Origin of the sequence: Acetobacter tropicalis, from assembly GCF_030644465.1 — a bacterium.
GTDB lineage: Bacteria > Pseudomonadota > Alphaproteobacteria > Acetobacterales > Acetobacteraceae > Acetobacter > Acetobacter tropicalis.
Map to the genome: position 1 here is coordinate 2,748,211 of NZ_JAUYUW010000001.1, position 16,961 is coordinate 2,765,171.

Sequence of the window (16,961 nt, forward strand, 5' to 3'; positions counted from 1 at the left end):
GTTTTCCTAGTTTTTTCTTCTTGGTCTCGTTATGCGTCAGGGCTGGCGGCGCGGTCCAGCACCCAGCGCAGGTCTCCCATAGCAGTAATGGCGCTGGCCGGGCAGGAGGGGTCTTGCGCACGCACTTTGGCAACAGCTTCTTTCTTGCCTGCGCCTTCTACCAGAAACACCACATGGCGGCTTGCATGAATGGCCGGATAGGTGAGGGTGATGCGGGTATAAGGGGCAGCAGGCGGCACGCAGGTGGCAACCCAGGCTGTCTGTTCCTTCAGAACCGGCTGGCCCGGAAAGAGGGAGGCGGTATGACCATCGCTGCCCAAGCCGAGCAGGTTGACGTCAAAGAGCGGACGATCAGCTTCAAACGTGTCTGCCCCATAGAACTGCTTCAGTCGCGTTTCATAAGAGCGGGCGGCATCTTCGGCTGTGCCAACGCCGGGCATGGGGTGCAGGTTTTCGGCGGGGACTGGCACGCGCGAGAAGAGCAGGCGGTGCATCATGCCGAAATTGCTGTCCTCATGGTCATGCGGCAGGAAACGGTCATCACCCAGAAAGAACTGCATCCGCGCCCATGGAAAACGGCTGGCATAGGGTTCGGTCGCCATCAGGCTATACAGGCTTTGTGGTGTACTGCCTCCTGAAAGGGCGAGGGCGAAAGGGCCTTCGTTTTTTTCCGTGGCAAGTTGCAGCAGCCAGTCTGCCAGATGCCGTGTGGCTTCCTCCCGGTCTGCAAAAACACTCACACTTCCTGTCCGAGTATCCTGTCCTGCCATGGTTTTAGTCCTCTCCTAGCACAAAGCGCTCTATGCCTCGGGCAAACCCTTCCTCCTCAGAGGATGCAGTTGTCCATGTGGCACTTGCCTTCACGTCTTCTGTGGCCTGCCCCATGGCAATGGACACGCCACTGGCACGGAACATCAGCACATCATTGGGTTGATCACCCACTGTCAGCATGGCGGTGGTCGGAACGCCCAGCAGCCGTTCAAGTGTATGCACAACGCCGCCCTTGTTGGCGTGCGGGTGAGTGATGTCAACATAGTAGGGCTGAGAAAGCGCGGCGGAGGCTTCTGTTCCCAGTTCTCGCTGCAATGTGCTCGCCACTGACTGCATCAGAGCAGCATCATCACTCACGCCGGTAATTTTCACGACGTCATCAAGCGCTGCGTCAAGATCCTGTGTTTCACGCGGGGGGAACTTCACGGTCCATTCTTCCCGCGCCACATGCGGGCCATGGGCATCAGGCACCAGCCATTCCGTGCTGGTGTAAATCCAGGCGGGAACCTGATGGTCTTTCAACAGGTCCAATGTTTTTTGCGCAGTGCTGCGGGGCAGGCGGAGGGCCTCAATCAGGCTGAGGTCCGGATGTACCATCATGCCGCCGTTGAACCCGGCCAAAGGGGCGGAAAGTTCTAGGGGCTGTACCAGCATTTCCATTCCTCGCGGAGGTCTGCCGGAGGTAATGGCGAAAATGATATTCTTTTCCCGCAGTGCATGAACGGCCCGAATGGCACGCGGCGTCAGGATTTTTTCCCGCGTGACCAGCGTGCCATCGACATCCGCCAGCACAAGACGGATATCATGCTGGGGAGTGGCCATGATGTCAGGCTCCGTGGGGAGTAGTGGCCTCAGGGGCTGTTTTGTCGGACGTGGGTTTTTCCACGCGCGGCAGAACCAGTTGCTCCATGGCCTTGGCCCAGCCGTCGTGATCGTTGCTGTCGGTCACAAAATGCGCGTGAGAGCGCACATGGTCCGTTGCCTGCCCCATGGCGATGGCCAGACCGGCCAGTTTCAGCATGGGGATATCGTTATTCATGTCTCCGATGCATGCCACTTCCGAGGGGGAAATACCGTAGAAGGCCGCAAGCTGGCGCAGGGCGTGGCCCTTGTTGGCGTCGGATGGGGTTATATCCAGAAACCATGAACTGGACCGGGCAACGCTGGCGCGGCCTTCCAGCAGGGAGCCAATTTCCAGTTCCTGCCGTTCAAGGGCCTCATAATCTGCGCTGGAGCCGGTGATTTTGCCAATTCCGTTCAGGGAACCGGCGAATGAGGACACAATATGCGGCTGCATGTGAATGGCGCGTTTTTCAGGCTCCACATAGGCTCCTGTTTCGTTTTCCACCAGCCATTCATGGCCGCGGAACAGCCACGCATCAATGTGATGCACTTTCAGCATGTCCAGCGCTTCCTGCACGGCTTCCGGGTCAAGAGAAAGCTGGGAGCGAATGGTGCGGTCGGCGTTGAAAATGGTGCCGCCATTCAGCGCGCCATAGGGTGTATCAATGCCCAGCACTTCAAAATACATTTCCATGCCATTGGGCGGACGGCTGCTGACAAGACAGACCGGAACGCCAGCCTCTTTCAAGGCTTTGATCGCCGCGATGCTGTGGTGCGTGACCTGTTTTTCTGGCGTGAGCAATGTGCCGTCCATATCGGACACCACAAGTTTGATGCGGGATGCCGGGGGCGGGAGGGCAGCCTGACGGGCGTTTTCGTTAACCATCATGCAGCTTCAACTCCCGATCACATCAAAAATAGGGTGCGGCTTTGCCTGTCAGGCTGAAAGGAAAGCCGCACCGGTAAAGGATGCGGTTAAAATACCGCGTTAGTCTTTGGTTTCAACATGGCCACCAAAGCCGAAGCGCATGGCAGACAACACTTTTTCCGCGTAGGTATTGCCGGAGCGTGAGCGGAAACGGGTAAAGAGGGCTGCTGTCATGACCGGAACGGGCACGGCTTCCTCAATAGCGGCTTCAATGGTCCAGCGGCCTTCGCCGGAATCATTCACCTCCCCGGAGAATTCGGAAAGTTCACCATTTTTGGTCATGGCCTGCGCCGTGAGGTCAAGCAGCCAGGAGGAGACAACACTTCCACGGCGCCAGACTTCGGCAATATCCGCCATGTTCAGAGAGAAACGTTCGTCTTCGGCCAGAAGTGGAGAATCCTTGCGGTACATGACGTCAAACCCTTCCGCAAAGGCCTGCATCATGCCGTATTCAATGCCGTTATGAACCATTTTGACAAAATGGCCTGATCCCGCCGGGCCACAATACAGATAACCCTGCTCAGCCCGAGGATCGAGGTTTTCCCCTTCGTCACGGCCGGGGGTGCGCGGAATATCGCCAATTCCGGGTGCCAGTGCGGCAAGGATCGGATCAATATGGTCGGCTGCGGCCTTGGGGCCGCCATACATCATGCAATAGCCGCGTTCCAGGCCCCACACGCCGCCGGACGTACCGACATCAATGTAATCAATGCCTTTTTCGCCCAGAACTTTGGCGCGGCGGATATCGTCCTTGTAATAGGTGTTGCCCCCATCAATCACGATATCGCCGCGCTGTAGCAGGCCGCACAGAGACATCACGGTTTCTTCCGTAATCTCGCCAGCAGGCAGCATGGACCAGACAATTTTTTTCGGGCCGCTCAGCTTGGCCACCACATCGGCCAGATTGCTGGCTGCTGTGGCGCGTCCGGCTTCTGCTCGGGCCACAATTTTTTCCACGGCGGAGGTGTCACGATCATACACCACCACGTCATGCCCGTGTCGTGTCAGGCGGACGGCAATATTGCCGCCCATTCTACCAAGCCCGACGATGCCGATCTGCATGCTGCGTTCCTTCTGTTCTGTTATCAGACTGCTTGGTGCACGGCTTTGGCCAGTTCGGCCAGACCGTCTTTCAGGCTGCCCCGAATATGCACGCGCAGAGCCCGGCGGCCACGTTCGGCCAGCACATCAAAATCTCCCCGCGCCTGAGCCGCTTTGACAACCCCGAAGGAGTAGTTCTCGCCAGGAACCGGCAGGTCATGGGCATCATCGGCTGTAATTTGCAGGAAAACGCCGGTGTTGGGGCCGCCTTTGTAGGCCTGCCCGGTGGAGTGCAGAAAACGGGGACCGAACTCGGCCGCTGTTGCTACGGTTTTGGTGTCACGGATTTTCAGGCGTGTGTGCTGAATCCATTCCCGCGTTGCGGTGTCCCGTTCGATATAGGCCAGCAGGGCGACATAATCCCCGGCTTTTACACGATCGAAATGGGCTTTCAGAATGGCTTCTGCGCTATCGCCTTTCAGGGCAGCGGCATTGGTCTTGTCTGCAAAGAAAGCAAACGGGCCGTGTTCCGCAAAAGGCTGTTCGGCAGGTAGTTTGCCGGTTTTGTTGTAGGCATCTGTCAGCTTGCGGGTTTCAACCTTGCTGGCTTCCACATCCGGCTGGTCAAACGGATCAATGCCCAGAAACGCGCCTGCGACCGCAGTAGCCAGCTCCCACCGGAAGAATTCCTGCGCAATCTGGCGTTTGCTGTGCAACGTGATGGTCACTACCGGCTGCCCGGCGTCAATCAACGTGGCAATGGCTTCATCCTGCTCATGCCGGTGTTCTGGTGCCAGACGCAGGTACACAAACAGACGATCCGTGCCATAGCGTTTGGGGCCGCCCAGTGTTTCTTCATCAATGGGGATAATGCCCTTGCCGTGCTTGCCTGTGGATTCCGCCACAAGCTGTTCCAGCCAGGCGCCAAAATCGGCAATCTGCGGTGTGGCGATAACGGTCAGTTTGTCATGCCCGAACTGCGTTGCGGCAACGCCCAGAATGGTGCCGAGCAATACGCCGGGGTTCTGGGCAGGGGGCACGCTGGCATCGCTCATGCGCACGCCGCGCAGAGCGTCTTCCAGAAACAGTTTGACCGGAATGCCAGAGGCTGCGGCGGGAACCAGACCGAAATTGGAGAGCACGGAATACCGGCCGCCAATCTGCGGTTCGCCAGCAAAAATTTTCCAGAAACCTTCTTTTTTGGCGAGGGCTTCCAGCTTGGAGCCGGGGTCTGTAATCGCGACAAAATGGCTGCCAACTTTCTCGCCCAGCGCCTTTTTGGCGAGGTCATGAAAATAGGCCAGCATGATGTTGGGTTCAAGCGTGCCGCCAGATTTGGAGGCAACGATGAACAGCGTGTTCGCCGGGTCAATTTTCTTGGCGTAGGTCGCAACCTGCTGCGGGTCCGTGCTGTCCAGCACATACAGGTGGCCAAAGCCTTCATGCTTGCCGAATGTTTCCGCCAGCACTTCCGGACCAAGGCTTGAGCCGCCCATGCCCATCAGCAGAACTTGTTTGAAACCACGGGCTTTGACTTCAGCCTGAAAGCTTTCCAGTTCGGCAACGTGGGCAAGGCGTTCATCAACCGTGTCCAGCCATTTCAGCCATTTGGCTTCCTCTCCGCCGGTCCAGACGGAGGCATCCTTGTTCCATAGCTTGCGGATGGTGCCGTTCTTGCGCCAATCGTCCAAGCCGTCCTGCACGGCCTTTTCCAGTTTTTCGGGTAGGGCGGTCTTGATGTCGGTCAGCTTGTCGGTCAGCAGGGTTTTCTGCTTTGCGGCGACAGAGCCCAAAAGGCCGTCAAACGCTTCCTCAAAGGAGGCGACGCCTTCATCAACCAGAATTTTTGTAACGCCTTCAAGGTTCAGCCCGAACCGTTCTGCTTCGGCCAGAACGTGGCGTGCGGCATCAATTCCTGTGCCGAGTGTTTCCTTGACGGTACCGTGGTCACGGAAAGCATCCATGGTGGCGGGGGGCAAGGTGTTGACCGTATGCGGACCAATCAGGTTGTCCACGTACAGGACATCACTATAGGCTTTGTCCTTGGTGCCGGTGGAGGCCCACAGAAGGCGCTGCGGTTGCGCGCCTGCAGCCGCCAGTGCTTTCCAGCGCGGGGTCTGGATAATTTCCTGCCAGTAAACATAGGCCAGTTTGGCATTGGCAATGGCCACCTTGCCACGCAGGGCCTGCAGGCCATCGGCGTTCTTGTCACCAGCTTTCACGCGGCGGTCTATTTCCGCATCAATCTTGCCGTCAATTCGGCTCACAAAGAAAGAGGCGACAGACGCCACGCCGGAGAGATCACCGCCTTTTTTATGCAGGTCTTCCAACCCGGAGAGCCATGCATCCACAACGGCCTTGTAGGCGGAAAGCGCGAAAATCAGTGTGACGTTGACATTGATGCCCGCTGCGATGGTTTCCCGAATGGCGGGGATGCTTTCCGGGGTGGCCGGAATCTTGATCATCAGATTGGGTTCAGCCACATCGGCCCACAGGCGGGCGGCTTCATGGGCCGTGCCTTTTTCGTCCCGTGCGAGATAGGGGGAGACTTCAAGGCTGACAAAGCCATCACGGCGTTTGGTCTGCTCGTAAACAGGGGCCAGAACATGGGCCGCTGTCTTGATGTCCTGCACGGCCAGTTTTTCATACAACGTGCCGGGGGAGACAATCTCCTGCGCCAGAACAGATTTGATCTGGGCATCATATTCCGTGCCTTCTCCCATGGCTTTCTGGAAGATGGCAGGGTTGGAAGTAACACCACGCACATCATCAGTCTGCACCAGGCGCGCCAGAGACCCGTCTTCCACAAAGGAGCGGCGGATGAAGTCCAGCCATGGAGACTGTTGAACCGCTGCCAGAGCCTGTAACGGGTTAGCCCCCTGAGTGTGTGAAGCAGTCATGTTTAACGTCCCTTATCTGCTGCACTCCTGCCCGGAATAGGGCAGGAGTGCATTCCAAGTGCATCTGTATGGCGCGTGGCGGAGCCACGTCCGGCGTTAACGGGCCTGACGGCGTGCGGCATCCAGAACGGCTTCTGGTGTAAAGCCGAACTTTGCCATCAGTTTGCCCGCCGGGGCGGAGGCCCCAAATCCGTGCATGGCAATGATCTCACCACTGAAGCCAGTGTAGCGGTCCCACCCGATAGGTGAGGCGGCTTCAATGGCAACGCGGCCCGTTATGGAAGGCAGTAGCACGCTATCACGGTAGGATTGTGGCTGGGCTTCAAACAGTTCCCAACTTGGCATGGAGACCACGCGCGCCGGGATGCCGTCCTTGCTCAGCGTTTCATAAGCGGAAACAGCCAGAGACAGTTCACTTCCCGAGGCAATCAGAATCACCTTGGGTGTTTCCTTGCTGTCTGCCAGCACATAAGCGCCTTTCGCAACGCCGGAGGCCGGAGCGTAACGGCTGCGGTCCAGCGTAGGCAGGTTCTGGCGGCTGAGTGCCAGAGCGACCGGGCCATCCTGCTTGGCAATCAGGAAGCGCCATGCTTCCGCAACTTCATTTGCATCACCGGGGCGGATGGTGGTCATGCCCGGTGTGGCACGAAGCTGCACAAGCTGTTCGATTGGCTGATGGGTTGGCCCGTCTTCACCCACCCCGATGGAATCATGGGTGAACACATATGTGACCGGCTGCTGCATGAGGGACGCCAGACGGATGGGTGCCTTCATGTAATCAGAGAAAATCAGGAACCCGGCGCAGAACGGGCGCAGACCATAGAGGGCCATACCATTTACAATGGCTCCCATGGCGTGTTCACGCACACCAAAGTGGAGGTTCCGCCCTGCATAGGAGCCGTTCCATTCCTTGGGCTGGAAGCTTTGCTCGCCTTTGAGAAGGGTTTTGGTGGAAGGGGCAAGGTCAGCAGAGCCACCCAGCAGCCACGGCAGGCGACCCGCCACAGCGTTCAGCACTTCACCAGAGCTGGCGCGCGAGGCAATGCCTTTTTCGCTGGCCTCATAGGTCGGGATGTCTGCATCCCAGCCCTCCGGCAGGGTGCCGCTGAAAATACCATCCAGTTCAGCGGCCAGTTCCGGGTAATCTTTACGGTAAGCCGCGAACAGTTTTTCCCACGCTGCGCGGGCGGTTGCGCCACGTGTGCCAAGGCCCTGCTGCATGTGGGGCAGAACGCCGTCAGGCACATAGAAGCTTTTGTCTTCCGGCCAGCCGTAGGCTTTCTTGGTTTCCCGAATTTCTTCCGCACCCAGCGGCTCGCCATGGGCTGCGGCCGTGCCTGCCTTATGCGGTGCGCCCCAGGCAATAACAGAATGTACAAGGATAAAGGTGGGGCGGGTTGTCTCTGCTTTGGCTTTGGCCAGAAGGTCTTTCAGGGCTGCGGTATCGTTCGCGTCCTTCAGTTCCAGCACCTGCCAGCCATAGGCGGCAAACCGTTCACCCACATTTTCTGTCAGGGCGATATCGGTGGACCCTTCAATGGAGATACGGTTGGCATCGTACATCCAGATCAGGTTGCCCAGTTTCAGATGTCCGGCGGTTGAGGCGGCCTCGCTGGAGATTCCTTCCATCATGTCGCCATCCCCACACAGGGTATAGACATGGTGGTTGAACAGCTCAAAACCCGGCTTGTTGTAGCGGGCGGCCAGCCATTTCTCGGCCATGGCCATACCCACCGAATTGCCACAGCCCTGACCCAGCGGGCCGGTTGTGGTTTCAACGCCCGTGGTGTGGCCGTATTCTGGATGCCCGGGTGTTTTGGAATCAAGCTGGCGGAACTGCTCAAGGTCTTCCACCGTCAGGGCAGGGGCGTTGGTGACCTTGCCCTGTTTGACCTGCCGAACACCGGCCAGATAAATGAGGGAATAGATCAGCATGGACGCATGGCCGATGGACAGCACAAAGCGGTCACGGTTCGGCCACAGCGGGTCTGCCGGATCGTAATTCAGCACATCCTGCCACAGGGTATAGGCAACAGGAGCCAAGGCCATGGCTGTGCCCGGGTGCCCGGAATTGGCTTTCTGCACAGCATCCATGGAAAGGGTGCGGATGGTGTTGATGCACAGGTTATCGAGACTGGCCGTCCCGCCGGCTTCCGCACCGTCTGGTGCGCGGAGAGGGGTGGGAAATAAGGCACGCATGCTAACCTATCCTCCAGAGTGGGCTTCTTCCGGCCCGCAAAATATTCTGGAGCCCGTACACTGCTTTATAGAACAAAAAGCGGCTGTTGGCTCCTCAAGGCTCCGCACATTCACACGGTCAGGTGTTGCTCGGCAAGAGAGCAGGCGCAATCCTGATGAAGCAGGGACATAAAATGCGGAATGGTCTTCTGCATGTAACGCCGGAAAAACCTGCGGGCTGCATGAGAACTCAGGGCATGGGGCCATTATTTTTCTGCATCTGAAACTGGGTGGGGCGCGGAAGAAAACTAGGGGAGCCCTCTTTAATGGGAGCTTGGTGCCTTTGTTGGGGCGGATAGCCTGATCAGGTGAGGGAAGATTGAGCAGAGGAGGATGTCATCACAAACCTGTGATGACGGTCTGATGAGGCGCGACGCATCATACTCGCGAGAGTGTAATCTGCTCTGCGGGAAGGAAACGCTGCACAGGATGGTGCGTTTGCGTTATAGAGTTTTATGCGCGGTGCAATGCTTACCTTGGGGTGCGTCGCTGACTGCGCGCTTGTTTTGCAACCCGTAAACACTTTAACCGGAGGTTGGTCATGACAGAGGTTTCTTCTCAGGACCCCCGTTTGCAGGACTCCATGCCCGCAGGCGCAGAGGCCGCGGCAAGTGGGTTTACACAACAGCAGATTGAAGCCTTGTTCATTAACGCCGCGCGTGAAGGGGATGCAGAACTTCTGGCAAGTTTTCTTGAAGCCGGAATGGACCCCAACCTGCGCGCTGAAAAAGGATATACGCCCCTTATTCTGGCGGCTTACAACGGCAATATAGATGCTGTTTCAGCCTTGCTGAAAGGCGGAGCCAAGCCTGATCTGCAAGATGAAAAAGGGGCAACTGCACTGGCTGGGGTGGCCTTCAAAGGCAATCTGCCGATCGCGCGCCTTCTGCTGGAAGCAGGGGCCGGGGTTGATGTGCCCAATAGTGTTGGCCGTACGCCGCTGATGTTTGCCGTAATGTTCGGGCGGGATGACATGGCCAAGCTGCTGCTGAAAGCCGGCGCCTGCCCAACCCGCCGTGATGGAGAAGGGCTGAACGCGCAGGATCTTGCACGCAGGCAGGGGAACACCGTTCTTGCAGGCCTCATGAAACAGGAAACACGCGCAGCCTCCTGACGGAACTGGGCGTGTTGAGACGCGGATTGAAAAGATCGTCCGTCAGTTTGGAAGAGCCGTCAGGCTGGTCTGGCGGGGTGTCCGTGGCTGAATGCTGAGGGTTTTTGTCTTCATGGGTCGTGGGGTCTTTAAAACTGCTTTTTTAGGTTCTGCAAAATCCTTCCTCTCGCCTGTGTCGCAGCTTTTCCGGTAGCGTCTTTGGGTGATTAGAGTGCTGGCAGGCGTAACAGAGCCCATTGTCCGCGTAGGATATAGGGCGGAGGGATCTGCTTCTTGATTGGCAGGGTTTTCAGTCGGGGCGGCATCAGGTAGGGGAAAGGGCGGCCACTTTTGGGTCGCCTCTTTTTTTGCGGATAGTTCAGCATGAGCCGTTTCTGGAGCCCCCTTGTCCATAGTCTGACGCCCTATGTGCCGGGTGAGCAGCCCAAACTGGCTGATCTGATCAAGCTGAACACCAATGAATCTCCCTATGGTCCGTCTCCGCGTGCGCTGGAGGCCATGCGGGCCACAGCGGATGAGAGCATGCGCCTGTATCCTGACCCGGAATGTCTGGCCCTGCGCACGGCGCTGGGGAAGCGTGTCGGGTTGCCGCCCGAGTATGTGTTTGTCGGGAACGGGTCTGATGAGGTGCTGGCGCACGCGTTTCAGGCGTTGTTCGCACATGGGGACCCGCTGCTGTTCGCGGATGTGACGTACAGCTTCTACAAGGTGTATTGCGGCCTGTATTCTTTGCCATACAGGCTTGTGCCGCTGACAGATGATATGCGTATCCGGGTGCAGGATTATACAGGCCCTTGTAGTGGCGTGGTGCTGGCTAACCCCAACGCGCCCACCGGGGTTGCTCTGGGGTTGGATAAGATCAAGGCGTTGCTGGCCATGCATCCGGACCGTGTGGTGCTGGTGGATGAAGCCTATGTGGATTTTGGTGCGGAAAGCGCTGTAACCTTGGTGAAAGACTATCCCAATCTTCTGGTGGTGCAGACGTTCTCCAAGTCTCGGGCTCTGGCTGGTGCGCGCGTCGGGTTTGCATTCGGTCAGCCGGACCTGATTGAAGCGCTGGTGCGCGTCAAGGACAGCTTTAATTCCTACCCGCTTGACCGTATTGCGCAGGCGGGTGCAACGGCTTCTGTTGAAGATGAAGCGTGGTTTGAGCAGTCCGTTCAGAAGGTTATTGCGTCCCGCACCAGTTTGACCTCCGGCCTGCAGGGACTGGGGTTTGACGTCTTGCCTTCACAAGCCAATTTTGTTTATGCTTATCCTGCTGATCGTGATGCGGTGCAACTGGCGGCGGCCCTGCGGGAGCGCGCCATAATTGTTCGCCACTTGCGTGGTCCGCGCACATCATCGTGGTTGCGTATTACGGTTGGGACAGACCAGCAGTGCGCTATGCTGCTCTCTGCCTTGCGGGATATCCTGCACCGCAATACCTGAACAGGCTCTCACCGTCGTGCCGACAAGGCTGCGGCGGTTAGGCGTGTTTTCTGTATCAATAATCAGGATCGCTTGTTCTCCCCTTTGCTGAAAGAGCGGGAGAGGAAGTGCGTTATATGTGTGCTCTGTTGTGGTGTGGTGCCACATCCGGGCGTGTTTGAGAGATGGAGTTTTACCCCCATGCGTGCCTTTCATGGTCAGCTTTCTGATAACCAGCCCATCCGCCGCAATCTGGCCGAAAAGCAGAAACAACTGCGCGACCTCAAGGAAACTCTGGCGGGTATGAAGTCTCATACGTCTCCGGCCTTAAAGGAGAGCGTGCGCAAGCGTATTGCCCAGCTTGAAGCCGAAATCAGTGCGGCTCCGGTGTTGAAATCCGCCCAGAAAACCTCTGCACCGCGTCAGGGAGCCGGAGCGCCGCAGGGGCGTCGACCTGTGCGTGGGCGGTAAGGGGTAGATTGGGAGAGCCGTATTTTGTAACCCCGCCACCTCGTGATATGTAGCGGGCGACTCTGCAATGGCAGGCTGAAATGCCTTTTCAGGAAGCAGTTCAGCCGCCTCAGGGGCAAAGGTCATCATTTCGGGAAGTAGGGAGTAGAGTGATGGCCGGAACCACCTCGTCCACTATGCCTGATCTTCTCTCGGAAGGTGGCACCTTGCTGCGTGATGGCCTGATCTGGGCCATTTTCTGCCGCCCCGGGCAGGAACCTCTGGAACTGGACCGTGAAGTGGTCTCCCATAGGCTGGCGACAGGCGTTTTCCCGCCTGAAATTGCTGCCATGGAAGGCTGGGCCTGGTTTCATTTTGATATTGTCCACACCCTCTCCCGCGCCCAGATTGAGAGCATTCCGTCTCTTCCCGAGGAAGTGCGGCAGGTTCTGACCAATCTGGAACGCAGCATCCGTCTGGATAATGAGGATGAGACGGTGTTTGGCGCGCTACCCGCGTTTGATGATACCACCACGGATGATGACCGTAATGTCAGCACATGGCGGTTTGCACTTCAGCCCGATTTGCTGATTACTACCCGACGGCACCCCATTCCGGCGCTGGGGGTTGTGTTTCATGAATTGCAGCGCGGTCTGGTGCCACGTTCTCCGGCTAATCTGGTTGATCGTGCCCTGCTGGAATTTGCTGATACGCTGCGGCGTGATTTTGCGCGGCTTGATGATCAATTGGATCGGGCAGAAGATGTGTTGCTCATGCTGGATCGGGACACGGATCTGGGCCGTATGAGTGGGCTTCTGGGCCTTGTTCGGCGGCGCTCTACGGAGTTACGCCGGGTGCTGGCTCCTGTTGATCGTATTTTCCGCGATGAAGAACTTGAACTGCCGGAATGGGCTGAGGACGATCTGCGTGACCGCTCCCAACGGCAGGTTCATGCAGCGCTGGATGACCTTTTAGCCTTGCAGGACCGTGCCCGGTCCCTTCAGGATGAACTCACATCCAATCAGGCGGAAGAAACCAACCGTCGGCTGTATATCGTGTCTGTCGGCACAACCTTGATGTTGCCTGCCACCTTTGTGACCGGCTTTTTCGGTATGAACACAGGCGGAATGTTCCTGACGGATGGCTCCTGGGGCACGGTAGAGGCGGGCGGTCTGTGTTTTATTATCATGCTTGGCACCTGGTTTGTACTGAAGCTGACAAAGCTGCTCTGATTTTGGACTCGGCCCGGGCATTTTGCAGGGCGAGCTCGCGTTCAAAGGCGTAAGAGCCTTTCTGCCCGCAGTGTTTTACAGGCATGGTCTGACGTAGGGGGCTTGAGTGTAAAAGGTACCTGGAGCCTGATAGAGACTTCTAACAAAAGAAAAAAATTCGTTTTTTCTTTTTAAAGAGCAAGTCAGAGCGTCTCAAGGAGAGAAATGGTCGCTCTCCGGTCAGGTAATGGTTTGGTTAATTTTTTATGAAATCCGGCCTTGTGCAGGTGAAATACATAAAATTCCGCGTTTAATACGGGGTATCGCAACTCACCTCGTGGTTCCCATGCTCCATTTTGCTCCGTATTCGGTGCTCTCGCTTCTGGCGCTGACCATCTGTTTTCTGCTGGTCTGCGTTTTTGAATTTGTTAACGGCTTTCATGATACGGCTAATGCCGTTGCCACGGTTATTTACACGCATTCCCTCAAGCCCAAGCAGGCCGTGCTCTGGTCTGGCCTCATGAACTTCATCGGGGTGTTGGCTGGCGGTATCAGCGTGGCTTACGGCCTTGTTGAACTGCTTCCCGCAGACGTGCTCTCTCCCCCTAACGGTGACCCCGCCGTGCCCATGCTGATCGCCCTGTTTGGCACAGCGCTGGCGTGGAACCTGTTTACCTGGTGGTTTGGTATTCCCAATTCCAGTTCGCACTGCGTCATTGGTGCTCTGATTGGTGTGGCGATTGGGGATGCGTTTCTGCATGCCCGTGGACTGGGCAACAGTGTTGACTGGTCCCAGATCTGGAAAGTGCTGCGGGCGCTGGCAATTTCCCCCATTCTAGGGTTGGTGGGGGCCGGGCTGCTCTACACCCTCATGAAACTGGTGATAAAGGACCCGGAACTGTATCAGCCGTCGCAGGGTGAAAAGCCACCGCATAAATTTGTGCGTGGCCTGCTGATCCTGACCTGCACGGGTGTCAGCTTCTCCCACGGCAGCAATGATGGTCAGAAAAGTATCGGCCTGATCATGTTGACCATTATCGGTATTCTGCCCGCTACCTTTGCACTCAGCCCCAATGCGGCACCGCATATTGCCCAGATCGCGCCTCAGGCTGTCATCGCTGCTCCGTTGATTGACAAGTATGATCATGATGGCCTGCGTGATGAAGCCGTGCTTTCAGCCAACCGTTTGCAGCAGACAGACCCGGAAAAGGTTGTTCCGTCCATGCTGCGGGCTGATATTTACGAGGTTATTGCTGGCCTGAAAGCCGTGACCAACAACCCGGATGCCTCTGCTGCTGATAAGAAAACAGCCAAGGATATCAGTGCTACCCTGCGTCCTACTGTGGAATATGCGCCATGGTGGGTGCGTCTGCTCAGCGCGCTGTGCCTCGGTCTGGGCACAATGATCGGTTACAAGCGCATCGTGCATACGTTGGGTGAGAAAATTGGCAACACCCATCTTACACCGGCACAGGGCGCTTCGGCAGAACTGGTGGGTGCAGGTCTGATTGCCACGGCTGGTTATACTGGCTTGCCCGTATCAACCACGCATATCATCACGGCTGGTATTGCTGGCACCATGATAGGTTCAGGAAGCGGCATCAACCCGGCCATGCTGACCAAAATTGCGCTGGCTTGGATCTTCACACTGCCCATTACCATCGCGATTGCAGCATCGCTGTTTTATGTGATGAGCATGTAAATACGCGCCGCCTGAAGTGGCATTGTGTCGTTAAGGAAATTCCTGCCTAAGCTTTTGTGCTGGCAGGGATTTTTTTGACCACAGCAGGGGCCTTGCAGATGTCCGATGTATTATTCTGGCGTCGCACAGGGCGGAGGGAGCGATGGATGCCTCTAGATATGGCTTGCAAGAGCGCGGCTTATTCTAAAATACGCAGCAGAAAGGACTGTTTTCGAGCCATACACGCATAAGGCGGAGCGTCTCAGAGGACGGGTTTGCCGCACCTGTCACGCGCTGCGGGGCGCGAGAAGGATCATCAAGGCTCCTCCCAGACAGATCAGTGCTCCCAGTATTTCCCACCTGTCTGGGCTTCTCCCTTCCACTAGGCGCATCCACAGGAGAGAGGCGGTGATATAGACGCCGCCATAAGCGGCGTAGGCCCGGCCTGCGCTGTCAGAATCAATGCGGGTCAGCACGATTGCGAAAAACAGAAGGCTGAGCACACCCGGCGCCAGCAACCAGGCCGAGCGTCCTTCTTTCAGCCAGAGCCAAACGGCGAAGCATCCGGCAATTTCAGCGAAACCTGCCAGCAGATAAATGACCAGAGGTTTCAGAAACAGCATGCCGCCTTCTGTTAGGCTGAGGACGCAGCAGAGGCACGATAAGCCTGCATAACGTCCCTGGTCGGGCCATCCATGCGGATACGGCCTGCTTCCATCCATACCAGCCGTGTGCACCATTTTTCCAGAACACCCAGCGCGTGGGAGGTAATGACCAGAATATCCGTGCCATTCACTACAGAGGCGAGGCGTTTCTCCGCTCGTTCCTGAAAATGCACATCTCCCGCCATGAACCATTCATCCATCAACAGGATCTGAGGCGTCATGGTGGTGGCAATGCCAAACCCCAGCCGGATACGCATGCCAGTAGAATAGAGGCGCACAGGCAGATCCAGAAAGGTTTCAAGCTGGGCAAAGGCTTCCACATCCTGCTCCAACTGTTTGATCTGCGCGGTAGTCATGCCCTTATGGCGGCCCATCAGGGTGATGTTCTCACGCCCTGTCAGTTCCTGATTCATACCAGAATTGACATCAAGCAAAGCAGCAACCTGCCCGTGAATATGCACATTCGGAGCATCGGGCATGTAGATGCTGGCCAGAACGCGCAGAAGAGTCGATTTGCCCGCGCCGTTATGACCAATCAGCCCCACGCGTTCGCCCGCGCGGATGTGGAGGGAAACATCCTCCAGTGCCTGCACATATACGGTGCCACTTTCACCGGGTCTTAGCTGGACCTGACCACCAGTACGAGGGCCAGTGGCGTTGGTGAGAATGGACTTACCCCGCTTGAACAGCATTTTCTTGAGGGAGCGAGCCCCTCCATGAAAAATAGGGAAATCAAGGGAGAGGTGATCAATATCAATGCGGGAAGTGCCATTGGGCACACGCCGAGTCTGAAGAGGAGAGGTGCTCATACCCAGAATGCCAGCCGGTTGCGGGAGCGGGAGAACGTAAACAGCGCCAGCAGACAGAGGAGCACGCTACCGCCAAGAGCGATCAACCACGCCATTCCACTGGGAAGTTGGCCAAGAAAGGGCCTGCGCACAATTTCAAGCATGGAATAAAACGGGTTCAGATACAGCCACCATGCAGCGGAGCCAAGCTGTTTTGGCTCCCAGATGATAGGGGTAACGTAAAACAGGATCTGCAGAAGACTGCCAACAATGGGAGGAATATCCCTAAAACGTGCGCACACAGAGCCCAGAAGCAGGCAGAACGCCACACAGTCCAGCAGCCACAGAATAAGGGCAGGGAGGGCAAGTAGCATGGTTATACCAGGCCACACACCCATGATGATAAAAACGGCCACGGGAACAACAACCGTATAGCTGAACATGATACCGCACCGGATTGTGGTGCGCAAAGCCTGCACCGTGTACGGCATTGTGACCGAGCGGAGGGTTCCGGCGGCGCGGGTGAAGGTGCTGCAGCTTTCCTGAATGAGGGTGGAAAGCCCGTTCTGCCACAGAATCAGCGAAATTGAGATGTAGGGCAGATAATCGTGTATGTTCAGATGAAAAAGCTGGGAATAGATAACCCCCATGGCGCCAACCATTACCGCCGTTGTGAGCGTGAGCCAGAAAGGCCCGAAGGTTGAGCCGCTATATTGCAGCCGCACATCCAGCCAGCCCAGAGTTGTTGCCAAGCGCCACAAAGCGCAGGCCTCTGCAATATCCTGGCACGCAAGCAGGATGCGGGATTTTTTTGCGCTCCACTCTTCTGGTTCTCCAGAATGCTGGGGAGCGGGCGCAGAACGATCCGCGGCAAATGTCTGCTCGGGGGAGGAGGAACTGACCATCATGCTTTCTCGCCTA

At 56.9% G+C, this 16,961-nt stretch carries 14 protein-coding genes; 5 read left to right on the plus strand and 9 right to left on the minus strand.

Features of this window, described 5'->3' with window-relative positions:
* Positions 1-29 precede the first annotated feature (29 nt).
* The 6 genes from pgl to tkt all read right to left on the minus strand — a co-directional run bounded on the left by pgl (position 30) and on the right by tkt (position 8,682).
* Positions 30-770 (minus strand): 6-phosphogluconolactonase, encoded by a 741-nt coding sequence (gene pgl / locus QWU00_RS12495; protein ID WP_035377847.1) that lies wholly within the window; start codon positions 768-770, stop codon positions 30-32.
* A gap of 4 nt (positions 771-774) precedes the next feature.
* Positions 775-1,593, minus strand: coding sequence for a Cof-type HAD-IIB family hydrolase (locus QWU00_RS12500; RefSeq protein ID WP_035377849.1), 819 nt, complete (start codon positions 1,591-1,593; stop codon positions 775-777).
* A gap of 4 nt (positions 1,594-1,597) precedes the next feature.
* The gene (locus QWU00_RS12505; protein WP_035377851.1) at positions 1,598-2,503 is read right to left on the minus strand and encodes a Cof-type HAD-IIB family hydrolase; all 906 of its coding nucleotides are present in this window, start codon (positions 2,501-2,503) and stop codon (positions 1,598-1,600) included.
* Positions 2,504-2,602: 99 nt separating this feature from the next.
* Positions 2,603-3,604: a phosphogluconate dehydrogenase (NAD(+)-dependent, decarboxylating) gene (gene gnd, locus QWU00_RS12510; protein ID WP_035377853.1), complete on the minus strand. Its 1,002-nt coding sequence runs from the start codon at positions 3,602-3,604 to the stop codon at positions 2,603-2,605.
* Positions 3,605-3,627: 23 nt separating this feature from the next.
* Positions 3,628-6,483, minus strand: coding sequence for a bifunctional transaldolase/phosoglucose isomerase (locus QWU00_RS12515; protein ID WP_035377854.1), 2,856 nt, complete (start codon positions 6,481-6,483; stop codon positions 3,628-3,630).
* 96 nt (positions 6,484-6,579) lie between these two features.
* Positions 6,580-8,682 (minus strand): transketolase, encoded by a 2,103-nt coding sequence (gene tkt / locus QWU00_RS12520; RefSeq protein WP_035377856.1) that lies wholly within the window; start codon positions 8,680-8,682, stop codon positions 6,580-6,582.
* A gap of 580 nt (positions 8,683-9,262) precedes the next feature.
* Between tkt and QWU00_RS12525 the strand changes: the two genes are divergently transcribed.
* From QWU00_RS12525 to QWU00_RS12545, 5 genes are all read left to right on the plus strand, one after another.
* On the plus strand, positions 9,263-9,835 hold the full coding sequence (locus QWU00_RS12525) for an ankyrin repeat domain-containing protein (protein WP_081938934.1): 573 nt from the start codon (positions 9,263-9,265) through the stop codon (positions 9,833-9,835).
* A 363-nt stretch (positions 9,836-10,198) separates the two neighbouring features.
* Positions 10,199-11,266, plus strand: a complete 1,068-nt coding sequence (gene hisC, locus QWU00_RS12530) for a histidinol-phosphate transaminase (protein WP_035377857.1) — start codon at positions 10,199-10,201, stop codon at positions 11,264-11,266.
* A 180-nt stretch (positions 11,267-11,446) separates the two neighbouring features.
* Complete coding sequence (locus tag QWU00_RS12535) at positions 11,447-11,716, plus strand: hypothetical protein (protein WP_035377859.1); 270 nt, start codon at positions 11,447-11,449, stop codon at positions 11,714-11,716.
* 152 nt (positions 11,717-11,868) lie between these two features.
* Complete coding sequence (locus QWU00_RS12540) at positions 11,869-12,927, plus strand: transporter (protein ID WP_035377861.1); 1,059 nt, start codon at positions 11,869-11,871, stop codon at positions 12,925-12,927.
* A 325-nt stretch (positions 12,928-13,252) separates the two neighbouring features.
* The gene (locus tag QWU00_RS12545) at positions 13,253-14,608 is read left to right on the plus strand and encodes an inorganic phosphate transporter (RefSeq protein ID WP_035377863.1); all 1,356 of its coding nucleotides are present in this window, start codon (positions 13,253-13,255) and stop codon (positions 14,606-14,608) included.
* A 266-nt stretch (positions 14,609-14,874) separates the two neighbouring features.
* Here the strand turns inward: QWU00_RS12545 and QWU00_RS12550 are convergent, their stop codons facing one another.
* From QWU00_RS12550 to QWU00_RS12560, 3 genes are read right to left on the minus strand one after another with little or no spacing between them, the layout of a single operon-like run.
* Complete coding sequence (locus tag QWU00_RS12550) at positions 14,875-15,210, minus strand: YnfA family protein (protein ID WP_035377865.1); 336 nt, start codon at positions 15,208-15,210, stop codon at positions 14,875-14,877.
* 11 nt (positions 15,211-15,221) lie between these two features.
* Positions 15,222-16,061 (minus strand): ABC transporter ATP-binding protein, encoded by an 840-nt coding sequence (locus QWU00_RS12555; protein ID WP_052051147.1) that lies wholly within the window; start codon positions 16,059-16,061, stop codon positions 15,222-15,224.
* Positions 16,058-16,948, minus strand: coding sequence for an ABC transporter permease (locus QWU00_RS12560; protein WP_035377867.1), 891 nt, complete (start codon positions 16,946-16,948; stop codon positions 16,058-16,060). The genes QWU00_RS12555 and QWU00_RS12560 overlap by 4 nt, the downstream gene beginning before the upstream one ends.
* Positions 16,949-16,961 lie beyond the last annotated feature (13 nt).